The 21,630-nt window shown below is 59.7% G+C and carries 24 protein-coding genes, 2 tRNA genes and 1 riboswitch; of the genes, 7 read left to right on the top strand and 19 right to left on the bottom strand.

The window, feature by feature from the left end:
- Window positions 1-138: 138 nt before the first annotated feature.
- From HNR38_RS04485 to pgsA, 5 genes are all read left to right on the top strand, one after another.
- On the top strand, window positions 139-1,746 hold the full coding sequence (locus HNR38_RS04485; protein WP_183700207.1) for a methyl-accepting chemotaxis protein: 1,608 nt from the start codon (window positions 139-141) through the stop codon (window positions 1,744-1,746).
- A gap of 36 nt (window positions 1,747-1,782) precedes the next feature.
- Window positions 1,783-2,040: a YheU family protein gene (locus HNR38_RS04490; protein WP_183700209.1), complete on the top strand. Its 258-nt coding sequence runs from the start codon at window positions 1,783-1,785 to the stop codon at window positions 2,038-2,040.
- Window positions 2,041-2,114: 74 nt separating this feature from the next.
- Window positions 2,115-2,771, top strand: a complete 657-nt coding sequence (gene uvrY, locus HNR38_RS04495; RefSeq protein ID WP_183700211.1) for a UvrY/SirA/GacA family response regulator transcription factor — start codon at window positions 2,115-2,117, stop codon at window positions 2,769-2,771.
- On the top strand, window positions 2,755-4,617 hold the full coding sequence (gene uvrC, locus HNR38_RS04500) for an excinuclease ABC subunit UvrC (protein ID WP_183700213.1): 1,863 nt from the start codon (window positions 2,755-2,757) through the stop codon (window positions 4,615-4,617). The genes uvrY and uvrC overlap by 17 nt, the downstream gene beginning before the upstream one ends.
- A gap of 7 nt (window positions 4,618-4,624) precedes the next feature.
- Window positions 4,625-5,179 carry a CDP-diacylglycerol--glycerol-3-phosphate 3-phosphatidyltransferase gene (pgsA, locus tag HNR38_RS04505; RefSeq protein ID WP_183700215.1) on the top strand — a complete coding sequence of 185 codons (555 nt, stop codon included), beginning with the start codon at window positions 4,625-4,627 and terminating at the stop codon, window positions 5,177-5,179.
- 4 nt (window positions 5,180-5,183) lie between these two features.
- On the opposite strand, the gene HNR38_RS04510 is transcribed toward pgsA, so the two are convergent.
- The 7 genes from HNR38_RS04510 to thiB all read right to left on the bottom strand — a co-directional run bounded on the left by HNR38_RS04510 (window position 5,184) and on the right by thiB (window position 12,003).
- A complete protein-coding gene (locus HNR38_RS04510; RefSeq protein ID WP_183700217.1) occupies window positions 5,184-5,792 on the bottom strand; it encodes an ABC-type transport auxiliary lipoprotein family protein in 609 nt (202 codons plus the stop codon).
- The gene (locus HNR38_RS04515; protein WP_183700219.1) at window positions 5,789-6,727 is read right to left on the bottom strand and encodes an MlaD family protein; all 939 of its coding nucleotides are present in this window, start codon (window positions 6,725-6,727) and stop codon (window positions 5,789-5,791) included. The genes HNR38_RS04510 and HNR38_RS04515 overlap by 4 nt, the downstream gene beginning before the upstream one ends.
- On the bottom strand, window positions 6,727-7,542 hold the full coding sequence (locus HNR38_RS04520) for an ABC transporter ATP-binding protein (protein ID WP_183700221.1): 816 nt from the start codon (window positions 7,540-7,542) through the stop codon (window positions 6,727-6,729). Before HNR38_RS04520 ends, HNR38_RS04515 begins: the two co-directional genes overlap by 1 nt.
- Before the next feature lie 3 nt (window positions 7,543-7,545).
- Window positions 7,546-8,643 (bottom strand): MlaE family ABC transporter permease, encoded by a 1,098-nt coding sequence (locus HNR38_RS04525; protein ID WP_343068249.1) that lies wholly within the window; start codon window positions 8,641-8,643, stop codon window positions 7,546-7,548.
- Between the two features lie 88 nt (window positions 8,644-8,731).
- Window positions 8,732-9,346 carry a thiamine ABC transporter ATP-binding protein gene (locus HNR38_RS04530; protein WP_183700226.1) on the bottom strand — a complete coding sequence of 205 codons (615 nt, stop codon included), beginning with the start codon at window positions 9,344-9,346 and terminating at the stop codon, window positions 8,732-8,734.
- Window positions 9,339-10,994, bottom strand: coding sequence for an ABC transporter permease subunit (locus HNR38_RS04535; RefSeq protein WP_183700228.1), 1,656 nt, complete (start codon window positions 10,992-10,994; stop codon window positions 9,339-9,341). Before HNR38_RS04535 ends, HNR38_RS04530 begins: the two co-directional genes overlap by 8 nt.
- 4 nt (window positions 10,995-10,998) lie before the next feature.
- Window positions 10,999-12,003: a thiamine ABC transporter substrate binding subunit gene (gene thiB, locus HNR38_RS04540; RefSeq protein WP_183700230.1), complete on the bottom strand. Its 1,005-nt coding sequence runs from the start codon at window positions 12,001-12,003 to the stop codon at window positions 10,999-11,001.
- Between the two features lie 46 nt (window positions 12,004-12,049).
- Window positions 12,050-12,142, bottom strand: a riboswitch (TPP riboswitch).
- 150 nt (window positions 12,143-12,292) lie between these two features.
- Here thiB and HNR38_RS04545 point away from each other — a divergent pair.
- Both HNR38_RS04545 and HNR38_RS04550 read left to right on the top strand, forming a co-directional pair.
- Window positions 12,293-12,368: transfer RNA gene (locus tag HNR38_RS04545), tRNA-Gly, on the top strand.
- Window positions 12,369-12,450: 82 nt separating this feature from the next.
- Window positions 12,451-12,524 (top strand) — tRNA-Cys (locus HNR38_RS04550).
- A 108-nt stretch (window positions 12,525-12,632) separates the two neighbouring features.
- Here the strand turns inward: HNR38_RS04550 and HNR38_RS04555 are convergent.
- Genes HNR38_RS04555 through HNR38_RS04610 form a run of 12 tightly spaced genes read right to left on the bottom strand, consistent with a single transcriptional unit; the run spans window position 12,633 to window position 21,619 of the window.
- Entirely contained in the window at window positions 12,633-13,874 is a 1,242-nt protein-coding gene (locus HNR38_RS04555; protein WP_183700232.1) for a site-specific integrase, read from the bottom strand.
- A 2-nt stretch (window positions 13,875-13,876) separates the two neighbouring features.
- Complete coding sequence (locus HNR38_RS04560; RefSeq protein ID WP_183700234.1) at window positions 13,877-14,116, bottom strand: hypothetical protein; 240 nt, start codon at window positions 14,114-14,116, stop codon at window positions 13,877-13,879.
- Complete coding sequence (locus HNR38_RS04565; protein ID WP_183700236.1) at window positions 14,113-14,403, bottom strand: hypothetical protein; 291 nt, start codon at window positions 14,401-14,403, stop codon at window positions 14,113-14,115. Before HNR38_RS04565 ends, HNR38_RS04560 begins: the two co-directional genes overlap by 4 nt.
- Before the next feature lie 12 nt (window positions 14,404-14,415).
- Window positions 14,416-14,709 (bottom strand): hypothetical protein, encoded by a 294-nt coding sequence (locus tag HNR38_RS04570; protein WP_183700238.1) that lies wholly within the window; start codon window positions 14,707-14,709, stop codon window positions 14,416-14,418.
- 58 nt (window positions 14,710-14,767) lie between these two features.
- Window positions 14,768-15,514: a hypothetical protein gene (locus HNR38_RS04575; RefSeq protein WP_183700240.1), complete on the bottom strand. Its 747-nt coding sequence runs from the start codon at window positions 15,512-15,514 to the stop codon at window positions 14,768-14,770.
- Complete coding sequence (locus tag HNR38_RS04580) at window positions 15,511-16,119, bottom strand: hypothetical protein (protein ID WP_183700242.1); 609 nt, start codon at window positions 16,117-16,119, stop codon at window positions 15,511-15,513. Before HNR38_RS04580 ends, HNR38_RS04575 begins: the two co-directional genes overlap by 4 nt.
- Entirely contained in the window at window positions 16,116-17,774 is a 1,659-nt protein-coding gene (locus HNR38_RS04585; protein WP_343068233.1) for a DNA cytosine methyltransferase, read from the bottom strand. The genes HNR38_RS04580 and HNR38_RS04585 overlap by 4 nt, the downstream gene beginning before the upstream one ends.
- Window positions 17,771-18,061 carry a hypothetical protein gene (locus HNR38_RS04590; protein ID WP_183700244.1) on the bottom strand — a complete coding sequence of 97 codons (291 nt, stop codon included), beginning with the start codon at window positions 18,059-18,061 and terminating at the stop codon, window positions 17,771-17,773. Before HNR38_RS04590 ends, HNR38_RS04585 begins: the two co-directional genes overlap by 4 nt.
- Window positions 18,062-18,073: 12 nt before the next feature.
- On the bottom strand, window positions 18,074-18,442 hold the full coding sequence (locus HNR38_RS04595) for a hypothetical protein (protein WP_183700246.1): 369 nt from the start codon (window positions 18,440-18,442) through the stop codon (window positions 18,074-18,076).
- Between the two features lie 14 nt (window positions 18,443-18,456).
- The gene (locus HNR38_RS04600) at window positions 18,457-18,672 is read right to left on the bottom strand and encodes a TraR/DksA C4-type zinc finger protein (protein WP_183700248.1); all 216 of its coding nucleotides are present in this window, start codon (window positions 18,670-18,672) and stop codon (window positions 18,457-18,459) included.
- Complete coding sequence (locus tag HNR38_RS04605; protein WP_183700250.1) at window positions 18,665-18,880, bottom strand: hypothetical protein; 216 nt, start codon at window positions 18,878-18,880, stop codon at window positions 18,665-18,667. The genes HNR38_RS04600 and HNR38_RS04605 overlap by 8 nt, the downstream gene beginning before the upstream one ends.
- 30 nt (window positions 18,881-18,910) lie before the next feature.
- Window positions 18,911-21,619 (bottom strand): toprim domain-containing protein, encoded by a 2,709-nt coding sequence (locus tag HNR38_RS04610; protein WP_183700252.1) that lies wholly within the window; start codon window positions 21,617-21,619, stop codon window positions 18,911-18,913.
- Between the last annotated feature and the right edge of the window lie 11 nt (window positions 21,620-21,630).

A 21,630-nucleotide genomic window follows, 5' to 3' on the forward strand; every position in this document is an offset into this window, starting at 1 on the left:
ATATTGAAACCCTTCCGTTTTTGAAAGGCGGTAACAGCCATTGCCCATCTACAGACACGTTAATTGACGCGACAGCTTACACAAAAGTGTCATAAAACTGGCATACCCTCCGGAGAATATGCCCTTCTCGGAGATAGCATGCTCAAGACCGTACGTGCCCGAATCCTGTTCTTCGCTTTTCTTTCTCTGGCTGCCGTCGCGGGTCTGGCGGCGATGTCCTGGCTGATTATCGTGAAAGCTGAAAGCACGTCGGACAGCCTGATACGCCACAATCTGCAGGAATCCTGGATGCTGGTGGATCTCGAGCAGGACCACAGGCAGTTGCAGGAACTGGCTTTCAAGATCAAGGCCCAACTCATGCTGTGGGACGAGATCGAAGCGGAATACGCCCGGCTTGATGAGGCCCTGGCCGATCACTGGCTGGCCGTTGAGCAGACCCCGAGTCTGAAGCCCTGGACGGACGAACATGAAGCTACTTTCGAGGCCGTACAGGGGCTAATGACCAAAATGAAGTCCGGGATCGATGAGAAGAGCTATTACCGTGTCGGCCAGGTAGTGGACTTCGAGCTGTTCCCGGCGCTGGGCCCCATGCTGGAAGCGATCAGCCAACGGCAGCAGATCAGCCGCGAAGAAGTCACGGCCGGGTCCCGGGAACTACTGGGGTTTCTTGATAACCAGCAGCGCTACCTGTTGGCCGGGTCGCTCGGGTTTCTGGTAGTGGTGGTGGCAATGACCCTGTGGTTGCGCCGGTCGGTCATCCTCCGCCTGCAGGTGGTTGAGCGCCAGTTGATCCGCATGGAGGAAAACGCGGACCTGACACTGACTCCCAAACTCCGGGGCCGGGATGAAGTGGCCGGCGTGGCGGGCGCCCTGGAAGGACTGGTGAGCCGGTTTGAAAATTTCATCCGGGACGTGCGGCTGGCAGCCGGCGGGCTTGATGAGCGTTCGGGCCGGCTCGATGAAAGCGCCGAGGCATTGCAGACTGCTTCCGAAGCCACGCGAAAACAGGTGGGGGATGTTACCACGTCGATGGCTGCTATCGCGGATCAGGCTTCTCACATTGAATCGGCAACGGATCAATCCGCGACCACCGTTCGTCAGGCAGTTGAAGCCAACGCTGAAGTGGGGGAGGGCCTGAAACAGAGTGAACAGGGCGCCGAGCATGCCATTGAGGTCATTGGGCGGGTGTCGTCGTCCATTCACAGCCTGAACGAATCCACGGGCAAAATCGAACAGGTGATCGATGTCATCGCGGACATTGCTGAGCAGACCAATCTGCTGGCACTGAACGCCGCCATTGAAGCCGCCCGTGCCGGTGAACATGGCAGGGGGTTTGCCGTGGTGGCCGATGAGGTGAGGACCCTGTCCCGAAGGACCTCCGAATCCACCGGAAACATTCGCCAATGGGTACAGGATCTCGTTTCCGGGGTTGGCGAGGTGGATGGGTTGCTGGCGGATATGAGTGATGCCGGTGAGCAGAACCGCACCAATCTGCTGGCTCTGAAGAGCCACCTGGAGCAACTGGCCAGTCAGTTTGATGAACTGCAGCAGCAAAGCGAAACCATTCGCTCGTCGGTGGGCCTTCAGCGTGACGAAATTGGCCGGGTGGGCCGGCGCTCCGATGCTCTGTCAGCCAGCGCTGAAACCCTGGCAGAGCAGGTACGCAGTGCCCGCGCCGTCAGCGATGCCCTGCGCCAGGAGTCCATTTCCATGCGCCGTCTGACCGCCGGTTTCAAGACCCGATAGAAAGTCGTAACATGGCGCCTTTGATCAGGAGGCGCCATGACCGACGAGACCCAGCAGCAACCGGAAGCCGATCCCCGCCAGGAAAAGTTTGTAGTGGACGCCAGTCTCCTGACTGACGACCAGCTCGAAGGGCTGGCCGAGGAATACTGCACCCGTTACCACGGACTGAACGATACGGAATCGCCCCTGGCCGAACGGGAAGGGGTGCTGGCCGCCGTGCGCCGGGGGGAACTGGTGGTCTGGTTTGACCCGGTGGAAAACTCCGCCGGTCTGGGTACCCCGCCAAACGTATAGTAATGACCTCCTATCCCGTTAGTGCGCTAAGCGATACAATCACACTGTTTTGTAACCCGAGTGCGAGGTGAGCTTTGATCAGGGTGCTGGTTGTTGATGATCATGAACTGGTGCGCTCCGGTATTACCCGCATGCTGGCGGACAACCCCGATATTGAGGTGGTCGGTCAGGCGGCGTCCGGTGAAGAGGCTGTGGACTCTGTTCGCAGTGTCCGCCCGGATATTGTGTTGATGGATATCCGCATGCCCGGTATCGGTGGCCTGGAAGCCTCCCGCCGTATTCTCAGGATCGATGATTCCATCCGGATTATCGTGGTAACCGCCTGCGCGGACGACCCCTATCCCGCCCGCGTTATGCAGTGTGGCGCCCGCGCCTATATCACCAAGGGTGCGGATATCCAGGAAATGCTGCGCGCCATCCGCAGAGTACACACAGGCCAGCGCTACATATCCCCCGAAATTGCCCAGAAGATGGCGCTCAAACAGTTGTCCGGTGACGGTGAGGAAAGCGAGCTGTCCCTGTTTGAACGGCTTTCAGAGCGTGAAATGCAGATCGCCATGATGGTGGTGGACTGCCAGAAAGTGCAGGACATTTCCGACAAACTGTGCCTGAGCCCGAAAACCGTCAATACCTACCGCTACCGGATATTCGAAAAGCTGGAAATCTCCAGCGACGTGGAACTGGCCCTCATGGCTGTAAGACTCGGGTTGCTTGATGCCGACAAGGTCTGATTCGCCGCAGCAAGCCTCCGGGGAGTTCGACAGTAAAAACTTCCTGAAACAGTTGACCGAACGCCCCGGCGTCTACCGTATGTATGACGCCGGAGGGAACGTGCTATACGTGGGCAAGGCCCGGAACCTGAAGAACCGGGTCAGCAGCTATTTCCGAAAGAGCGGCCTGGCTCCGAAGACCGAAGCCCTGGTCGCCCGCATCCAGTCCATTGAAGTGACCATCACCGGCAGCGAAACCGAGGCTCTGCTGCTGGAGCAGAACCTGATCAAATCGCTCCGGCCGCCTTACAACATCCTGCTCAGGGATGACAAATCCTACCCCTACATCTACCTGTCATCCCACGATGATTATCCGTCGTTGACCTTCCGGCGGGGGCGTACGAAAAAAGGCGGCGGCACCTGGTTTGGCCCCTTCCCAAGCTCCGGAGCTGTCAAGGAAAGTCTTAATGTTCTACAAAAGATTTTCCGTATAAGGTCCTGTAGTGAAAGCTATTTCAGGAATCGGACCCGCCCCTGTCTCCAGTACCAGATCAACCGGTGTACCGCCCCCTGTGTGGGCTTTATCAGCCCCGAGGACTACCAGGAGGATATCCGGCACGCCACCATGTTCCTGGAAGGCAAGAACCCGGCGATCATCCATGACCTGATGAACGCCATGGAGGAGGCCTCCCGCGAACTGCAGTTCGAGAAGGCTGCTGCCTATCGCGACCAGATCAGCCACCTGCGTCATGTCCAGGAACAGCAGTCGGTTGAAGGTGAGGGCGGAGATGCCGATGTTATTGCCATTGCCCAGGAGGCGGGAGTCGTCTGCGTGGTGGTCATCATTGTTCGCGGCGGCCGGGTGCTGGGGACCAAGGATTACTTCCCGAAATTTTCCCTGGAACAGTCGGAGGGCGAACTGCTGGCAGCGTTTCTCGGCCAGTATTATTTTGGTGGCGATGCCCGCCGGGAAATACCCAGGGATATTCTTGTTCCGGTAGACGTGGAGGGCCAGGCGCTATTGTCCCAGGCGCTGAGCGATGCCGCCAACCGGGAAACCCGCATTCGCGGTAACGTGCGTGGGGAGCGCCGGCGCTGGCTGGAACTGGCCATGACCAACGCCCGTCAGACACTGCTCACGCATCTGGCCAGCAAAGAGACTGTATACCGTCGGCTGCTGGCATTGCGGGATCTGCTGGACCTCCCGGAAACGCCCGGGCGCATGGAGTGCTTCGACATCAGTCACAGCCAGGGCGAGAATACGGTCGCATCCTGTGTGGTTTTCGACGAGAATGGCCCACTGAAAAGCGATTACCGATTGTATAACATTGAAGATGTGAAGGCCGGGGATGATTACGCCGCCATGCGTCAGGTGTTGACCCGGCGCTATCGTCGCATGGTCAATGGCGAAGGCAAGCGTCCGGATCTGGTGTTCATTGACGGTGGTAAAGGGCAGTTGAACATTGCCCGGGAAGTCTTTGACGAACTTCAGGTTTCTGATATCCCGCTGATTGGTGTGGCGAAGGGCGTGACGCGCCGGGCTGGCATGGAGCAGTTGATCGATGCCATGACCGGGGATGTCTTCCGGGTGCCGGCGGATTCGCCGGCGCTGCATCTGATCCAGCATATCCGGGACGAATCGCACCGGTTTGCGATCACCGGACACCGGGCCCGTCGGGACAAAAAACGACGGCAGTCCACGCTCGAAGGTATTGAAGGCGTGGGGCCCAAGCGCCGTCGGGAACTGATCCGTTATTTCGGTGGCCTGCAGGGAATCCGCAAGGCCAGTGTTGATGAGATGACCAAGGTACAGGGCATCAGTAAGGCGCTGGCAGAAACCATCTACGCAGCACTGCACAACGAATAGGAAGGCCATGAATCTGCCTAACATACTGACGCTGTCCCGCATCCTGATGATTCCGGTCTTCGTGGTGGTGTTCTACCTGCCGGTACCGTGGAGCTTCATGGGTAGCGCGATCATTTTTGCCCTGGCGGGGCTGACGGACTGGCTGGATGGTTACCTCGCACGCAAACTGGACCAGAGCACGCCCTTCGGCGCCTTTCTTGACCCGGTGGCTGACAAGCTGATGGTCGCCGTGGCACTGGCTGTGCTGATTGAAGAGTATTCCACGGTTCTGCTGACTATTCCGGCGACCGTCATCATTGGCCGTGAAATCGTCATTTCAGCGCTGCGGGAATGGATGGCGGAGATCGGCAGCCGCGCCAGCGTGGCGGTGTCCTACATTGGCAAGATCAAGACAACGGCCCAAATGGCGGCCATTGTCGGCCTGTTGGCGTTCCCTCCCGGCCAGTTCTGGGCCTATGTCGCGATTGGCCTGCTTTATCTGGCTGCCGCGCTGACCTTGTGGTCCATGTTTCTCTATCTCAAGGCCGCCTGGGCGGATCTGTTCCCCGACAGCAAGGCCTGACTCCCTAGCGCTCCGCCAGGCAGGCATGGGCCCATTCCAGGGTGTGTCGCGCCAGTCGTTCGGCGCCTTCGCTGAAGGCCGGCATCAGACTCTGCACGGCGGTTGAGCTTGCCGGAATTTCGATGGTCTGATCGGTAACACATAGGGTCTCGCGCGTACGGTTGTCCATCAGTTCGCTGTGCATGGCGACAACGACGGTGGGCGCTGGGCCGATTCTTTGTGCATGAAAGCTGTCCAGTTCACTGACCAGGCTGATTGTTGCTGTGGCGGGACTGGTTGCCGAGATGACATTGGCAAATCCCCGGCTGGCGCGAAACCGTTGAACCAGGAAGTCTTCAACCACCGTCGGCAGGCTGTCCCTCCAGCGAACCCCCGGAATGGCCTGATATTCGTAGCTTTCCGGTTTGATCAGAACCAGCGTTCCGCTGAGGGGCGACGACGCCAGCGGTGTTTCCACGCGCACGGTGTCACCACGCTGGGGCTCGGGCGCCGGGAAGGCAGCATCGGAGGTCAGATCAACCACCCGGGGCGGATCGGATTTCGGCAGCAATGTGCAGGCGCTCAGGCTGGCAATAGCCAGAGCCATAGCGAGCTTTCTTGCAGGCTTGATCATTCCCTGTACTCCTTGATGCTGTCCTCGCCCAGCAGGGTGCCAAAGGTGTCCTGCTCAAGCTTGCGGGTGAAGGAATTAAGATTGCGCAGGGTGCCACGCAGTTCGCGTAGCGTCGGACCCAGCTCGCCAATGCCCTGCAGGCCCTGATCCAGTGCCTGGCCATTGTCAGCACTAAGCTGATTCAGCCGGTCCAGGGTGGGCTGCAATGTCTGTATGGCGGTATTCAGGCTGATCAGCACCGGCTCGACGCCGTCATCGAGTACCGCGCTGGCCCGGTCAGCGGCAGCCGACACTTTGATCGCGGCTTCTTCGGTGCGCACGCCGGCGGAATCGAATTGCGCCATCAGCGCCAGCAGATCATCCCGGCTGGCTACCAGGGCTTCACTGGCAATCCGGGTGTTCTCCAGAATGCCCGCGACATTGTCCAGGTTGTCCTCCGAGAGCAGGTTATTGGCGCTGGCCAGTAACTGGTCGGCCTTGGTTAGCAGGGTTTCGCTGTTCGAGAGCAGGTTGCTGATGGTGGACGGCTGGGCCTGAATCAACGGCGGATTGCTCCGGTCACCGGGTATAATCGGGCTATCCGGTGAGCCGCCGGTAAACTGGATGCTCATGCTGCCGGTAATGTTGGCCATGACCAGTCCGGCTTTGGTGTTCTTTCGGATGGGCACGCTTTTGTCGACGCGCACCAACGCGCGAACATGGGCGGGATTCTCTGGCGCCAGGGTCAGGTCCTCAACGGTGCCGATGTTGACCCCGCTGTAGAGCACTGGATTGCCTTCGGCAAGCCCGCCAACCGGATGGTCAAAACCTACTCGGTACCAGGCCCACTCCGTGTCGCCGGAAGATTTCCCCAGCCAGAGGGCAAACAGTAGCGCGGCAGCAACGGCGGCCAGGGTAAAAAAGCCGATGACAACGTGATGTGCTCTGGGTTCCATTAACCGGGCTCCGTGTTGTTCTGCCGCTCATGGGCGGTCATGGCGGCCCGCCCCCGCGGGCCGTGGAAATAGGCCTGCACCCACTCATCCCGGGTGTCAGCCACAGCATCCAGAGTGTCCGCCACCAGCACTTTTTGCCGGGACAGTACCGCTACCCGGTCACAGGTGCTGTACAGGGTGTCCAGGTCGTGGGTCACCAGGAATACGGTCAGCCCCAGGGCGTCTCTCAGGGTGACTATCAATTCGTCGAAGGCCGCTGCGCCAATCGGATCAAGCCCGGCGGTCGGCTCGTCGAGAAACAGGATTTCCGGATCCAACGCCAGGGCGCGGGCCAGGGAAGCCCTTTTGACCATGCCGCCCGACAACTCGGACGGATGGTTCTTCGCCGCCTCGGGCGGCAGTCCGGTCAGTGCCAGCTTCATTAATGCCAGTTCCTCCGCCTCCGGGCGGCTGAGGCCGGCGTGCTCGATCAGGGGCAGGGCAATGTTTTCGGCCAGGTTCAGTGATGTGAACAGGGCGCCGCCCTGGTACAGGACCCCAAAACGCTGCTCCAGTCGGGAGCGCTCGTCTGGTGCCAATGCCATGAGGTCTTCGCCGAGCACCCGGATGGTGCCAGCCGATGGGTGCTGAAGACCGACAATGCTTCGCAGCAGGACCGACTTGCCGGTGCCCGATCCGCCGACCACACCGAGAATCTCTCCCTGGTACAGGTCCAGATCCAGTTGGTCGTGAACCACCAGATCACCAAAACGGTTAATCAGCCCCCGCACCTGGATAACGGGTTGAGCCGACTGTCTGTCCGGTTCCGAATGCATCGTTTACCAGCCCATTTCCATGAAGAACAGTGCCGCAATGGAGTCCAGAAGAATCACCATGAAAATGGACTGTACCACGCTCGATGTTGTGTGTTCGCCCACCGAGCGGGCACTGCCGCTGACCTTGAAGCCTTCGAGACAGCCGATCACTGCAATCAGAAAGGCGAAAACCGGCGCCTTCGACATGCCGGTGACAAAATGCTGAAGCGCGATGTCCCTGTGAATAATGGCCACGAACTGTGTCAGCGGGATGTCCAGGGTCAGGACGCAGACCAGGCCTCCGCCGACAATGCCTGACATCATGCCGACAAACGTCAGGATAGGCAGGCTGACCATCAGGGCAAGAACCCTGGGGACCACCAGCAGCTCGACGGGGCTGAGCCCGAGGGTGCGAATGGCGTCCAGCTCTTCATTGACCTTCATGGCACCAATGTGAGCGGTAAACGAGCTGGCGGTGCGCCCGGCCAGCAGGATGGCTGCCAGAAGCACACCGAATTCGCGCAGGAACGAGAAGGCCACCAGGTTGACGGTATAGATGGTCGCCCCGAAGTTTTCCAGTACCGTGGCGCCCAGGAAGGCGACGACCGCCCCCACCAGGAAGGTCAGGAGAGCCACAATGGGCAGGGCATTCAGGCCGGTATCGTGTACGGCGGCCACAAACGACGTCACGCGCCAGCGCCCGGGGCGCGGGAATATCGCAAACAGGGTGGCCAGCGTCTGACCCATGAACCCAGCGAGCAGCCAGTGTTGCCGGCCAAGTCGGGACATCCGCTCACCGATCAGGGCCAGCATGTGGATCAGCCCCTGGCGGGGCTCATTGTCGCCGGCTGGTTTGACGTCTGACTCCGCCACCAGGCGTAGCAGTGCTCTCTGAGCTTCCGGCAGGCTGGTGCGGGCGAGGGCTTCGAGCACGGTTTCCGGACCCGCGAGCCTGACGATCAGCGAGGCACCTGCGGTGTCCAGTCGCCCGATCTGGTCGAGATCCAGGGATTTTTCACTGGCCAGATCCCGGGAAGCCAGGGTCCGGCGCTTGAGCGCGGAATAATGCGGCAGTGTCCAGTCACCTTTGAGGGCGAGTGCGTCGCCAAGGTCCTCGATGATGCCTGGCCGGGCCGAATCAGCGGTTGGGGCAGTGCCTGGGTGTTTTGCCACGGGGTCGAGCAGATCCTTCTGAAAGTTAACTGCCAGCTTAAAGATTCCAGTGCCGGTCTGCCAGTACACGACGATCTTCCTCATCGTGACTGGCGAGCACAAGGGCAACGCCCCGGGCTTTTTCTTCGGTCAGCATCCGGTACAGGGTGGATCGTGTTTGCGTGTCCAGGCCCGTCAGTGGCTCATCCAGAAGCAGCACCAGCTGGCGCCTGAGGATCGAGCGCAGCAAGGCAACACGCTGGCGTTGGCCGCCGGACAATTCCCCGGGCCGTCGTTGACCGAAACCTTCAAGGCCGACGCGGGTCAGCCCCTGGTTGATGGCGGACGCCTGTTCCGGGTTCAGCTTCATGCCCGGATGCAGGCCAAGCCCAATGTTGGTGAATACATCCAGGTGTTCAAACAGATTATGATCCTGAAACACGCTGGTGACCGGTCGCTGCCAGGGTGACAGATTGTGTATCGCCTGCCCCTGCCAGAGGATTTCGCCGCGATCCGGCGCCAGGAAGCCTGCGATCAGTCCCAGCAGCGTGGATTTACCGGAACCGCTCGGGCCCTGGATCGCCAGGCATTCCCCGGGTGCGACGGAGAATCCGAACGTCCAGCCAGAGGACTGACCGGGATAGCAAAAGCTGAGCTGGCGGATTTCAAGCATACGGGCTCCTCCTTTGGATTGTCCGGAAAACGCCTTTCGGGCGTGTCAGCCCCGACAGCCCTGCAAAGATGATCAGCAGCAGCGCCAGCAGCCACAGCGCCGTGCCGGCAGCAGACTCAACACGATAGCTGCCCAACTGCTGATACAGCAGAACCGGAAGGGTTGGCTGGCCGGGTGAGCCGAAAATCGCGATGACACCAAAATCCCCCATGGACAGCGTGATGCCGTAAGCTAGCCCCAGGGCCATCGGGCGGCGAAGCAATGGCCAGAAAATCCAGCGCCAGCGGTGCCAGCCCAGAATGCCCAGTTGATCGGCCTGGCGCAGCGTATGGGCGTCAACTGACAGGAACGGACCCCGCAGGACCTGCAGGACAAACGGCACCGCCATCAGGCTATTGATCAGTGACACCAGAACCCAGCCTTCGGAGGGCGTGCCCGGGCTCGGCCGCAGCAGGATAAAAAGCCCGGTCCCAAGCACCAGGGGCGGAATAATCAGCGGGAGATAACCGGTAACGACCGGCAGTCCGGAATGCCACCGGCCCTCGCTTTGCCGGGCTGCCGCCAGCGTCAGCAGCGCAATCACGACTGAGCCCAGACCCGCCGGCACGGCAATAAGCAGGCTGCGCCCGGTGGCGGGTAGTAACTGGTTCTGGATGGCCGCCAGCCCCTCTGGGGAAAAAAGGGCCGGGAGACCGCGGGCAGTGGTCGCAACCAGGGGGGCCAGGAGGAATGCCGAAAACAGGCCCACAAGGGCGCCGTTGATCAGCGTCTGTCCCGGCCAGCCTGGCACTTGAAGATGGGGCGTGCGGGCTGAGGTGGGTAGCAGACCGGTATCGGCCCTGCACCGGAACGCCAGCCACCACAGGCTGGCGCAGATGGCCAACTGGATAAGTGCCAGAATGGCAGCCTGGGAGAAATCCATCTCGAAGCGGAGAGACTGGTAGATGGCCACTTCCAGCGTGGTGGCCGAGGGTCCGCCACCGAGTGTCATGATAATGGCGAAACTGGTGAAACACAGGGTGAAAACCAGGGCGATCACCCCGGGCAGGACGGGTTTCAGAGCTGGCCACTGTACCGCGCGCCAAAGCCAGACGCTCTGTAGACCAAGCTGTGCTGCTATCCGCAGGCGTGGCTCGGGAACGGACTCCAGCGCCTGGAGCAGTATCCGGGCTGCCAGGGGCGCATTGAAGAACACGTGGGCCAGCAGGATGCCATTGAGCCCGTAGAGGTTCCAGCCATGGTCGGGTAGCCAGGCGGAGACGGCGCTGGTGAACCAGCCCTGACGACCGTAGACCACAATGATGCCCGAGACGGCCACGATGGTCGGCAGCACCAGGCTCAATTCCATCAGCCGCAGCAGGGCTGACCGACCGGGGAAGCGAGAGTGGCGCGCAAGGGCGAGTGCGATCGGCAGGGCCAGCCCAAGGCTCATAAGCACGGACAGCAGCGCCTGCCAGACCGTGAAGGTTACGACGCCACGCAGGTAACGATTGCCCAGCACGTTGGACGGGTCCAGCGAGCCGGCGGCCTGCAACAGACTGACAAGGCCCGCCAGGACCAGTACAAGAAACGACAGGGCAATCAGCATTCCCGGCCAGAAGCGCCAGCGCGGGTGGCTGAAGACTGCGGCTGAAACCGTCTCCGTCATTGGCTTACCGGGTGAGGGCATTCAGCCATTCATCCACCAGGCTCCTGCGCTTGGCAGCGACCTCTGCAGGGTCCATGTACAGGACCTTTTCCGGCGTGATGAGCCGTTCGAACACCGGCGGCAGGTTGTCTCCAAGATCAATGGCCGGGTACATGACATTCTTCAGGGGAATGTGTTGCTGGAACGCCGGCGTCAGCATGAAGTCCAGAAACCGGCGTGCCAGCTCCGGTTTGTCGGAGGTTTTTACCAGGGCCGCGACTTCCACCTGCAGATAGTGGCCTTCCTCGAAAGCGACGGCCTGGTACCGATCGGTTTTATCGATGGCCATGTGGTACGCCGGAGAGGTGCTGTAGGACAGTATCATCGGCGCTTCGCCGTTCATGAACAGTGAATAGTAGCCGTCACTCCAGCTTTGCGTCGTCGCCAGAATGTGGTCTTCAAGCTGGCGCCATTTTGCCCCCGCCTGATCGCCATAAACCGAGTGCATCCAGAGCAGCAGCCCCAGGCCCGGCGTGGAGGTCCTGGGGTCCTGGATGATGATTTTCAGATCATCCGGGGCATTGAGCAGGGCTTCGAAACTGGTCGGGGGTTCTGGCAGCTGTTCGGTGTCGTAGACGAAGGCAAAGTAGCCCCAGTCATAGGGCACGAACACCTCATCGGTCCATTCAATCGGCAGATTGAGATTATCCAGATTCCGTTCGTGTTGGCCTAGCAGGCCGGTCTGCCGGGCGGTCTCCATGGTGCCGGTGTCCAGTCCGAGAACGACGTCGGCCCCGGTGCCTTCGCCCTCAAGGCGCAGGCGCTGAAGAATATCGCCGCCGCTTTCCAGCACGGTGTAGTTGACGATGCAGTCGCACTGGTCTTCGAAGGCCTGCTTTACCGCAGGCCCGGGGCCCCATTCTGCGGCAAACGACGGATGGGTATAGACGTTCAGCACAGCCGATGGCTGAGCGGCACCGACAGCGGGCAGGGCGGCCAGAAGAAAACCGGCAAAAGCTGGGAAACGCATGGTTCTGATACCTGAGTCTGAATGGGGGACCAGACCGCGGCAACCACTGGGATGGCCACTCAATCCCTGCGCCGGTACAAACCGTATCAGGTTCCGCGGGTATGGTCTCAGCCCGCAAAGGGCACCCCGTTGAGTGTGGGAGGAGTTTAACACAGCTTGATCGACGCTCGTGAAGCTGGTCAGTTTTCGGCCAGATTCGCCGTTAAAACAGAAACTTGAAAAAAAGTGTTGACGGCCGGGACGGAATCCGTAGAATACGCAGCCGTTGATGAGGCACCGCCTCAAGCAAGCGGGAATAGCTCAGTTGGTAGAGCACAACCTTGCCAAGGTTGGGGTCGCGAGTTCGAATCTCGTTTCCCGCTCCAATTTCTCTCCGGTTTGCCGGGTGGAAATCACAATCCAGTCTCTCAAGCCCCCTGAGAGCAAAAGTCAGTTCCTGACTTCCCCGGCGCGGTGGCAGAGTGGTTATGCAGCGGACTGCAACTCCGTGTACGCCGGTTCGATTCCGACCCGCGCCTCCATTTTTTCCCTTTTAAATCCAGTACTTTGCAGCGGTAGCAACGCTCGGCCGTTTGAATGTCGACATCATGTCGACAACAGGTCGACATCCTTTTGCTGTTTTCCCCGGTTCATGCCTGCTTTTTCTTGATGTACTTCAGCGTTGATTTGCTGCGTTTCGGTGGCCGCACCAGGCGGTAGTGTTTGCGCATGGCTTCGGTTTCGTGGCCGCCCTTGTCGTTCTCGCCCTGGGACAGGAATTCATCGGTAAGGCCTTTCTTCCGTAAGTCGGACAGGTGGTACTGGCCTTTGTAGCCGGCATCTTCACAGGCCTGCGCCCAGGACAGCTGCATGAAGCGGTGCTTCACCGGTTTGGTGCGGCTGCGTTTGTCGAAGTAGTTGGGGTAGACCATCAGGTACGGGCTGATGATGCCCTGTTGGCGCTTGAAGTTGCGGAACCAGTCCACCAGGTCGCGCAGTTCCTGGTTCATTTCCAGGACGATGCCCACGGCGGTTTTGTGCCTGGCGAAGTGGATCTCCCCGTGTTCGCCTTCCTGGTCATGGATCTGGTCTTCCCGTAGGCCGAAAACATCGATGGGCTGCTGGCTCATCATGTAGATCATGTCGCAGATCTTGGCGCGCCAGGTGCCGTCGTGCTCGCGTTTGTTGAGCTTGTGCAGGCACAGGTGGGCGGTGATTTCGGCGTAGGCGTCGTCGGGTATCAGCACATCCCGCTTCGGCTCCGCTACCTTCTTGATGTCTGGTATCGGGTTGGCGTCGATCAGGCCGTCCTGGACGGCGTGGGCAAACACGCGGGAAAGGGTGTTCCGGAGGCCGTTGTAGTGTACGGGCTTGGTGATCCAGGGCGATAGTAGCCGCCGGACCTTTCGCAAAATCCGCGGGTCTGTGAGTGTGAATGCGGAATCCTTGCTTTCTTCCAGCTGGCGCGCGTCGTTCGCGTAGTCTCGCCGGGTGGGTATGGCAATGGGCTTGCCCCTGTTCCGGCCGCGTTCTGACAGCACGTGGCATTCGGCCCAGGTAACGCCGTTTTTGGTGGGCCGGTGGCCGAGTACATCGGTTCGCCAGTGTTTGAGGTAGTCGCGCAAGGTGGTGCGGCTGCCTGCGCCAGCGGGGCGGGCTGCGGCCATGTTGCCGGCCATCAGCTGGGCGTCGAAGTCTGGCGTTTCCTGTTCCCACATTTGCTGCAGGATGGCCCAGCGGCGGATGGCCGTTTGCCGGTCCCGGGTTTTCAGGCTGCCTTGCTTACGGGTAATAGGATGGCGCACGTGGAATACGCCATCGCGGGAATTGATGTAAAGGCCAGGGTAGCGGTTAAGCCACTCCTGGCCGGGCTTTCTGCGTGGTGGTGCCATGGCTACTGCAACTGTTCTGCGAGGTCCTGAAGTAATCCTAGCTCCTGCGGGTTTTCCGGCAAGCCTCGGATGCGGCGTTCCATTGTTTCGAAATAGGTGTCCAGGTCAATACGCCAGCGCCGGCCGTCGCGGAACGCGCCCGGGATTTCCGGGCAGCGTCTGCGGATGGTGGCAGGCGAGGGCGGTTCGTTGTCGTCGCAGTACACCACCTGGATGAAGGTCTGGATGGAGACCGGTCTCACTGTGTGGCTTCCTCCCGCCGGTCTTGCCGGGCTTTCCAGCGGTTGAAGTGGGCTTTGATCTGCCGGAACTTGGTGGCGGCCTGCACGTTGTGGTCCAGTTCCGCCCGGCTTGCTATGTTGCAGGCCGTTACGATCAGATCCCGCGCGTCTTCCTCGGAGTGGGTGCCATCGGGGATGTGCACGCCGCCCTTGTGGCTTTGGGCCCTGTCGAGGTAGCGCCGGAACTCTGGGTTTTGGCAGAGCATGGCTGCGGATCTGGCCAGGTGGCCGCCTTTATTATCGGACATTGCCTGCCCCCCTTATCGCCGAATGTAGCCTGGGTCATTGAAACTATCCCAGTCAGAGCAGTTGTCGGCGATTCTCCTTGGCCCCTTGAGAGGCCACTGTTCACGCATTGCACTAACGTCTTTACGCTGTTCTGCAGCTGCCCAGTTTGAGGCATAGTCACTGAAAGGTACGGGCTTATCCTGCCTCATCCAGTGGGCAATCATAGTGACCGTCTCATGCAAACACTGTCCGTAAGCCGCGAAGCGTTTCAATTCTTCGCGTTCCTGGTAAGTCATTTTGAATCCAATATTGTTTGCTCTTTTCATGCTCACGCTGCTCTCTATTTTCATAATCTGATTTACGGGCTACTTAGGGTCACTCCACTTATGTAGTCATTGCCTTGTCACCAGGATCTAAAAATCTTGGGCTGTCATAGTTACCACTGACAAAGCCTTTCATCCTGATCCGGCACAGAGTCTCGTCAGCCAGAGGCTCATCATTGAAGTAAATGCCCGGCTCGCCACAAGACCATGAGTTAAAGTAGCTGGCAGAACTAAAGTCCCTGAACTTCACCCCTTCGAAAGCGTGAAGTTCGGCCTGTAATACTTTGATGTTTCTACCGATGAAGCCATACATCGCCGGGTCCACTTTAGTGCCTATTAGAACTCCAACTATGGCACTGTTAAGCCTTTCATCACCTTCTTTTAAAATGCCCATCTGTATTAGCCAAAGGCGGGCGGCAGCCATGTATCTGGTTATTTGTTTTATATTCCTGAAGCCGATGGAGCCCCTTTTAAGCTCATACACATAAACACGCCTTTCACCCTTTTCTTCACCTAGTGCGACCAGATCGGCTATCCCGTAGTCGCCAAATCGGACCTGCCTGAAAACTCCCGCATTACCAGGCAATGGTAATCCGCGGTCCCTAAGCTGAGACTGGTCCTTAAACCCCTCAAAAATTGCGGTTTCGATTATGTTCTCTGTAATCATTTCATTGCCCGCCTGATCGGATATTAATCCTTTCTTTTCTTCCGCTTGTTTGGGTAGCAGGTGCTTTAACCTTTCCGGGCTTTTAGATTGCCCAGATGTATTGCAGTGGCTTGCCTTAAAACTGTTGTCGCTGTTATTCATGCCGCTTGTTCCTCTTCCAATTCCCGCTTCCGCTCTTCCAGGTAACGGGTGTTGAATTCCTGCCAGCGTTGCTGGCGCTCTTGTGAGTAGTCCGGGCCGGCGAGGCGTTGGACTTGGCGTTCGTTGTCCAGGGCCTGGCGAATGATGCCGGCCGGGGCGTCGTGGTAGTGCCAGAGTTCCAGGGGGTCTTCTGGCTTTTCGCCTATCCAGGTGCGGCAGATCCAGCCGATGTCGTATACCTGGTCTGTGCGCTGGGCGTTGAGTACTTCGGCGCGCAGGTTGTGGTAGGCGTCCTGGATGCGCTGGATGTTGTAGCTGGGCAGGTCGAACACGCAGCTTTCCATCCATTCCTTTCCGTCGATGTTGCGGCACAGGGCGCGGACGCCGATGGACCAGTTGCGGGGGTAGTCCAGCATGTGCTGGGCCAGGTCTTGCCCCATGTCGATCCAGCCGAACGGGGTGTAGCGCTGGGAGGTGACTACCTGAAGGCCGGTTTCCGGGCTGGGCATGCCTTCCCATGTCCACACGCGGGAGTTGGCAAACAGGCGCTGGTCGCGCGCCTGGTTGCTGTTCCGTTTCTTTCGGGTTTGGCGTTTTTTGCTCATGCTGTGGCTCCTTCGGAAATTCGGGGTGCCTGCGCTGTTGCCCTGTGGGCCTCACGGCATATGGCTGCCATGGGGTGGGGGCTCACTGAGTTGCCGACGAATAGCACCTGCTTTGTTTTGGTGAGCTTGCGGCCGTCGTGCCCGTGGTCGATCACATAGGAGGGGGGGAAGCCCTGGGCGTTGTACAGCTCCCGGGGCGTGAGCATGCGCAGGCCGATGTCCACGATCACATAGGACTGGCCCTTGATCGTCACGGTGACCAGAGCCAGGCGGTCTTTGGTGGTGATGGTGCCCAGTGGCTTGTTCAGGTCGCCCCACTGACCGCCGGTGCTGTAGTAGTGCATCAGGAATGCGGCCACCTGCAGGGCGCCGGCTTCCTGTTCGGGGGACAGGGTGCATTGCACCAGGGCACTCTTACCCCCGCCGCCTGCGGTGATGGTCGGTGCTGGCGTCGTCACATCGCTGCCGATGCTGGCGCCAAACTGGCGAGACAGGAACGCGGTCACCAACTGCTGCTGGCTGCCGGTGCTGGTGATGGCTGTCATGGGTTTGCGCAGGTCGTGGCCTGGTGTTTCGTTGTAGCCGCCGTTCATCTGGGCCATGTAGGCTGTCACCAGTGAGAATGACCCGCCACGGGGCCATGCGGTGATAGTGCGCAGCGGCTCATTAATCGGCTGCACAGATTCACCAGCGCCGTAGTTCGCGATGGGCACTATGAAAGGCTCGGCGTTGTCCAAAACAAACCTCCGGATGCCCTTGGCGATCCGGCGCAGGGTGTTGTCTGCCAGCGGCCGTTTGCGGGTGAAAATGCTCGGCACCGGAATGGACCAATCAATGCTGTCGGCAGCGGTGACCCACTTTTTCTGGCCAGTCTTTGGGTGCTTGGCATGCGTGGGCTTGGGCCAGGTAATTGGCAGGCCATCGCGGCGAGCGATGAGGAACAGGCGTTCCCGGGTGGTGCCGGCGCCGTAATCACAGGCGCGGAGAGTTCGCCACTGAACCTGGTACCCCATGGCACGGAGGCCTTCCACAAAATGCTTCCAGTTTTGGCCTTTGCGCTTTTTGCAGGGAACCAGGTACTGATTGGTAACCGGCACGCGCTCGCCTGGCTCGGCCACACGGTAGGTTTTGCGGCCGGTTTTCGGGTGAATAATGGTCTCGAGCGTAACAACGCGGCCGGTACTCGGGCAGCGCTTTGCTACCAGCGGCGCCCAGTTCAGCATTTGTTCAACGTTTTCCATGGTGATGATCCGGGGCTTGGCCCGGCCGGCCCACTTGTGGACTACCCAGGCCAGTGAGCGAATGGCCTTTTTCCTGGGCTGACCACCGGCAGCTTGGCTATGGTCAGTGCAATCTGGGGAGGCATGGAGGTGGCCGACAAGGCGACCACCAAACTCAGCAACAACCAGGTGCGGATCCACCTCAAAGACATCGCTCACGTAATGACGACACCCTGGATGGTTTGCTTGGTGCTGGCTGATGGCGTCCTCGTTGTGGTTGATGGCAAAGTGAACCGGCTGCCCGGTTCCTAGCTCAACGCCAGTGCTGGCGCCACCGCCGCCCGCGAAAAGGTCGCCGTTGATCTCGCCTTCAAAGCTGAGGCCGTACTGGGTCTTAAATTCGCGGGACCGGATGTTGGAAACCGTCGCTTTCACTGAGAAGGCTCCTCCTTCAAGCTTGTGCCGCAGAAAGGGCAGTAGTTCATGAACACATTGATACTGTCTTTGGTGAGGTTCTTGTGCGGCTCGCCTGACTTCTTGATCTTCTGAAACTCATAGGAGATAGGGAGCCCGATTTTGGTGGTTAGCTCTTCCTCACCAAAGACTATGGTTTTGTTCTGCCAGTCAGCTTTGAAGCTCGCCGATTCCGACTCCGGAATTCGGCCTCTCAGTTTATTGGCGACTTTCGCCAGTACTTCGTCAAAGCATTTGCATTCGCTCATGGGCCAGGCTCCTTATCGCGCTACCAGCGGGCGGTTGGTTTCCAGGATTTGGTCTAGGTACTCGCTGAAAGCGCGGCCCTTCTGAATTTCTTCCTGGTACATATCCCTGGCAAAGCTGGTGTCTTTCAGACCATCCATCAGGTAGCAGGGCATCCAGAGGCTGGCGAGCCTATCGGGGAACTGGTCCTTATTTGTGAAGTTGGCACCAGCCTCGAAAACATCCGCGTCCAGAACGTCAATGTGGCCCGCATATTTAATGTTCACCACGGCGAGCTTTCGGGCGTTAATGGTCACGGCCAGCAGGAATATTTCCTCCGCCATGATCCGCAGGTTTTCCAGCATGTCTTCTGGGGTCAGTTTTTCTTGCGTCGCTTCTGTCATTTTCTTTTTCTCCGTTACCGGTAGTTTCTGTTTGCTGTGTCCAGCAGCTGCTGGCATTCAATGCAGTGGGCGCAGCCCGGTAGGGCTTCCCGCCGGGCGGCGGGGATTTCTTCGCCGCATTCCAGGCAGTCCGGGGTGTTGTTGGCCGGCTGCAGGGCGCGGGTTTGTTTGGCGATGTTGGCGGCCGTGGTTTCGTCGATCAGCTCGCCGGCGATGTCTGCTTTATCCATGGTTCAGGTGCTCCGTGGCGTCGGCTTGCAGGTCCAGGGCCGGTACCAGCTTTACCTGGCCGGCTTCCATGCAGGCGGCTGCCTGTTCCTGGCTGTCGAAAACCAGCACCATGGCCACCTTGTGGTGGGTGCGGCCGTGGTCGTCGTTGATCACGGTCAGTTCGCCGACGTCGTGCAGGCGGGCGGCTGGGGTGTTTACTGCTTCCATGGGTTTCTCCTTTTGGTTCCGGCCTTGGGCCTATGCTTCTTTCTCAAAAATCCAGCAGCGCACGGTGTCTTTGGCCCCGTTGTTGAGGCCCTGGCGTATCACGCTGCGCACAGTGCGGCTGCTGTCGACAAACTTCCGGCTGCGGCTGGTTTTGAGGTGCCGCTTGAGCTCTGTCAGTGGCGGGGTGCGGATCTTCATGTCGGCGCACACCTGTTCGAAGTGCTTCAGATTCACGGCAATCAGCTTTTCATCGCCGTGGTGGTCCAACATTGGGTAGCCGTTCAGGCCCTCGATGTAGTCGAACGCTTCCCAGAATTCCTGCACCATCGGGTGGTCTGCGTTCACGCTGGTCTGGCGCTCCAGGGCCATGGACTGGACCATTTCCCGGGCAGGTTCCAGGTAGCTTTCCGGCAGCAGGTTCAGGCATTCGCGGCCCAAGCAATCCACCAGGGCCTGCAGCTGGCCGTGGTTCTTGGCGATCCGGAGAATGCGGATTTCCGGCAGTTCGGCCAGGGCCTTTTCGTACAGCGGCGCGCGCTCTTTCAGCAGGCGCATGACGCCGGCCTCGCTGGTGGTGGCCTGCAGGGCAAAGCCGCTCACAGAGTCCATGGCTGTGCGTTCCAGCTTTTCGGCCAGGGCCTTGGTGGTGTCGTTGTGGCTTTCACGAGTGAAGGTCAGGTGGCAGATGCGCTGCATGACCGCCGGGCTGGCGCTTACCTGGGCGTTCTGGCTGATCAGAATGGCGCCCCGGAAGGGTGGTTCGTAGGTGTCGTTGCCGCCATTCTTCTGGCCACGGCTGCGCACGCTGCGGCCGTTGTAGGCGGTTTTGAGTTCGTCCCAGTCGAACTGCTTCTGCTTGGCGCCGGCGTCCTGGTCCCGGTCTGATTCGATCAGTACAACCGGCAGATTGCTCACCTGGGCGAAGTTCCTCGCCCGGGCGGCCAGCGTGGCTTTGCTGGGGTCAAACCCTTCGTAGTCCTGCCGGCCGACCAGCTTCCAGAGGAATTCGATCAGCGTGGACTTGCCGGACCCGGCTTCACCGACGATCTCCAGGAACGGGAAAGACTTGTGTTCCCTTCGGATCTGTTCGGCAAACAGGGTGCCCAGCCAGAACGCCAGCGCCACCACGCCTTTGGGGCCGAAACAGTCGGCCAGATCCCGCGCCCAGCCATGCTCGTAATCGGCGGTTTTGCGGTTGATGTTCAGGCCCACGGATTCGGATAGCGTTTTCACGCTCATGCGGCCGATGTCGTAGTAGTCCTCGTTGTTGAGCTCGAACACCTGGCCGGCGTGTACGGCCAGCTCGGGGAACACCCACGTTTGGTGCTCTTTGCTGTAACCGATGAAATCGATGGTCTCTACGGTTTTAATGCCGCTGATTTGCTGCTTCAGCAGGCGGTCCAGTTGCTGGCTGGAGCCGGTCCAGACTGCGCCCGGGGCGATGCCCAGCAGGCGTTTTTTAAACTCGCTGGCGCTGGCCAACTGGCCACCGGAGAAGGTGTTTTTTACGGGGGTGCCGTCGTGCGGGAAATCCACCCGGCTGTAGTACCAGGACTCGTCCGTTACCTTGTTGGCCAGGTAGTACAGGAACGTGGGGTAGCAGTTGGCGATTTCTGATACCGCGTTGCATTGCTCCAGGGCCTTGTCCTTGATTTCTCGATCCGTCAGGGCCTCGCTGCTTTCCTCGAGTTCGTTAATGGCCTGCTGGTATTCGTCCATCTTGAGCCTGAACCAGAACAGGCGGTTGCCGAACCCGAAAGGGAATTCGCGGCGGCCGGTGTGGCTGAAGATTAGCGAGGCTTTTTCGCCAGCACTGCGGGCAATCACCAAATCACCCTGGTACAGGTATTCGCGGGTGTTTACCTCGCCGTCTTCGCTGACAAGTTCCTTACGTTGCCAGGCGTCGTTCCAGTCGCGCTTTGTTTTGCCTTCCTGGGGGATGGTGGCAGCGCCGACTTTCCAGCCTTCCGCGCTGGCCATGTTGGCAAATTTGCGCATATAGGCGGTGCCGGCCTTGTCGCCGTCCAGCGCCCAGATAATCTTCGGGGGTTTGGTGCCCGCTTCCTCGCACGCGGCGGCGATTCTGGCCAGCAACTTTTCCGGGTAGTTGTTGCAACTGAAAGCGGCCACGGCCGGAATGCCTGCGTGGTATAGGGCGATGGCATCGAAGATGCCTTCCACCACCCAAAGCTCGGACAACTGGGAAAGGTCCAGCGCCGGCGGAACCCAGGCATCGCCACGGAAGGCGGCACCCCGGTTAAAGTGGGCCTTCATCTTTCCGAAGCGCTCCGGCTTGTCGATCAGCCGTTCCCAGAAGTCCCGATCGTTGATCTGGAAACGCACGGTGGCGCTGGAAATGTTGCGGTCGTAATCCCAGTAGGTTTCCTGGGTGTACCAGCCGCAGATCTTGGCCAGATCAAAACCACGACCGTCGGCCATGTAGGCATCAGCCACTTCGGTACCGGTGGGCTTTTCGCCGGGCTTTCTGTCCCGGTTGGCGACTCGCTCTGTCCAACTATTGAACAGATCCGGGAACAGCTCCTTCACGTGGTGCTGTTCACCACACCGGGACTGACGGCCGCAGGCCAGCATCCAGGGTGCGTCCAGTGCGATGAACGCTTCCTTTTTGCCGCAGCTCGGGCAGCGGAGGCGGCGCATGTATTTGCCGTCGCTGCTTTCCTTGCCGTCAAAGTCTGTGCGCAGACGGGTGAGAATGTCTGCCCGTAGTTGGTCCTGCATTGGGGATGGCT

This window comes from Marinobacter oulmenensis (assembly GCF_014201735.1).
Taxonomy (GTDB): domain Bacteria; phylum Pseudomonadota; class Gammaproteobacteria; order Pseudomonadales; family Oleiphilaceae; genus Marinobacter; species Marinobacter oulmenensis.

What these genes read in the sequence shown, in the direction of transcription:
- HNR38_RS04485 (WP_183700207.1), top strand. Translation starts at nt 139, where the DNA reads ATGCTCAAGACCGTACGTGCCCGAATCCTGTTCTTCGCTTTTCTTTCT.
- HNR38_RS04490 (WP_183700209.1), top strand. Translation starts at nt 1,783, where the DNA reads ATGACCGACGAGACCCAGCAGCAACCGGAAGCCGATCCCCGCCAGGAA.
- uvrC (WP_183700213.1), top strand. Translation starts at nt 2,755, where the DNA reads ATGCCGACAAGGTCTGATTCGCCGCAGCAAGCCTCCGGGGAGTTCGAC.
- pgsA (WP_183700215.1), top strand. Translation starts at nt 4,625, where the DNA reads ATGAATCTGCCTAACATACTGACGCTGTCCCGCATCCTGATGATTCCG.
- HNR38_RS04510 (WP_183700217.1), bottom strand. Translation starts at nt 5,792, where the DNA reads ATGATCAAGCCTGCAAGAAAGCTCGCTATGGCTCTGGCTATTGCCAGC.
- HNR38_RS04515 (WP_183700219.1), bottom strand. Translation starts at nt 6,727, where the DNA reads ATGGAACCCAGAGCACATCACGTTGTCATCGGCTTTTTTACCCTGGCC.
- HNR38_RS04520 (WP_183700221.1), bottom strand. Translation starts at nt 7,542, where the DNA reads ATGCATTCGGAACCGGACAGACAGTCGGCTCAACCCGTTATCCAGGTG.
- HNR38_RS04530 (WP_183700226.1), bottom strand. Translation starts at nt 9,346, where the DNA reads ATGCTTGAAATCCGCCAGCTCAGCTTTTGCTATCCCGGTCAGTCCTCT.
- HNR38_RS04535 (WP_183700228.1), bottom strand. Translation starts at nt 10,994, where the DNA reads ATGACGGAGACGGTTTCAGCCGCAGTCTTCAGCCACCCGCGCTGGCGC.
- thiB (WP_183700230.1), bottom strand. Translation starts at nt 12,003, where the DNA reads ATGCGTTTCCCAGCTTTTGCCGGTTTTCTTCTGGCCGCCCTGCCCGCT.
- HNR38_RS04555 (WP_183700232.1), bottom strand. Translation starts at nt 13,874, where the DNA reads ATGGCACCACCACGCAGAAAGCCCGGCCAGGAGTGGCTTAACCGCTAC.
- HNR38_RS04565 (WP_183700236.1), bottom strand. Translation starts at nt 14,403, where the DNA reads ATGTCCGATAATAAAGGCGGCCACCTGGCCAGATCCGCAGCCATGCTC.
- HNR38_RS04570 (WP_183700238.1), bottom strand. Translation starts at nt 14,709, where the DNA reads ATGAAAAGAGCAAACAATATTGGATTCAAAATGACTTACCAGGAACGC.
- HNR38_RS04575 (WP_183700240.1), bottom strand. Translation starts at nt 15,514, where the DNA reads ATGAATAACAGCGACAACAGTTTTAAGGCAAGCCACTGCAATACATCT.
- HNR38_RS04580 (WP_183700242.1), bottom strand. Translation starts at nt 16,119, where the DNA reads ATGAGCAAAAAACGCCAAACCCGAAAGAAACGGAACAGCAACCAGGCG.
- HNR38_RS04590 (WP_183700244.1), bottom strand. Translation starts at nt 18,061, where the DNA reads ATGAGCGAATGCAAATGCTTTGACGAAGTACTGGCGAAAGTCGCCAAT.
- HNR38_RS04595 (WP_183700246.1), bottom strand. Translation starts at nt 18,442, where the DNA reads ATGACAGAAGCGACGCAAGAAAAACTGACCCCAGAAGACATGCTGGAA.
- HNR38_RS04600 (WP_183700248.1), bottom strand. Translation starts at nt 18,672, where the DNA reads ATGGATAAAGCAGACATCGCCGGCGAGCTGATCGACGAAACCACGGCC.
- HNR38_RS04605 (WP_183700250.1), bottom strand. Translation starts at nt 18,880, where the DNA reads ATGGAAGCAGTAAACACCCCAGCCGCCCGCCTGCACGACGTCGGCGAA.
- HNR38_RS04610 (WP_183700252.1), bottom strand. Translation starts at nt 21,619, where the DNA reads ATGCAGGACCAACTACGGGCAGACATTCTCACCCGTCTGCGCACAGAC.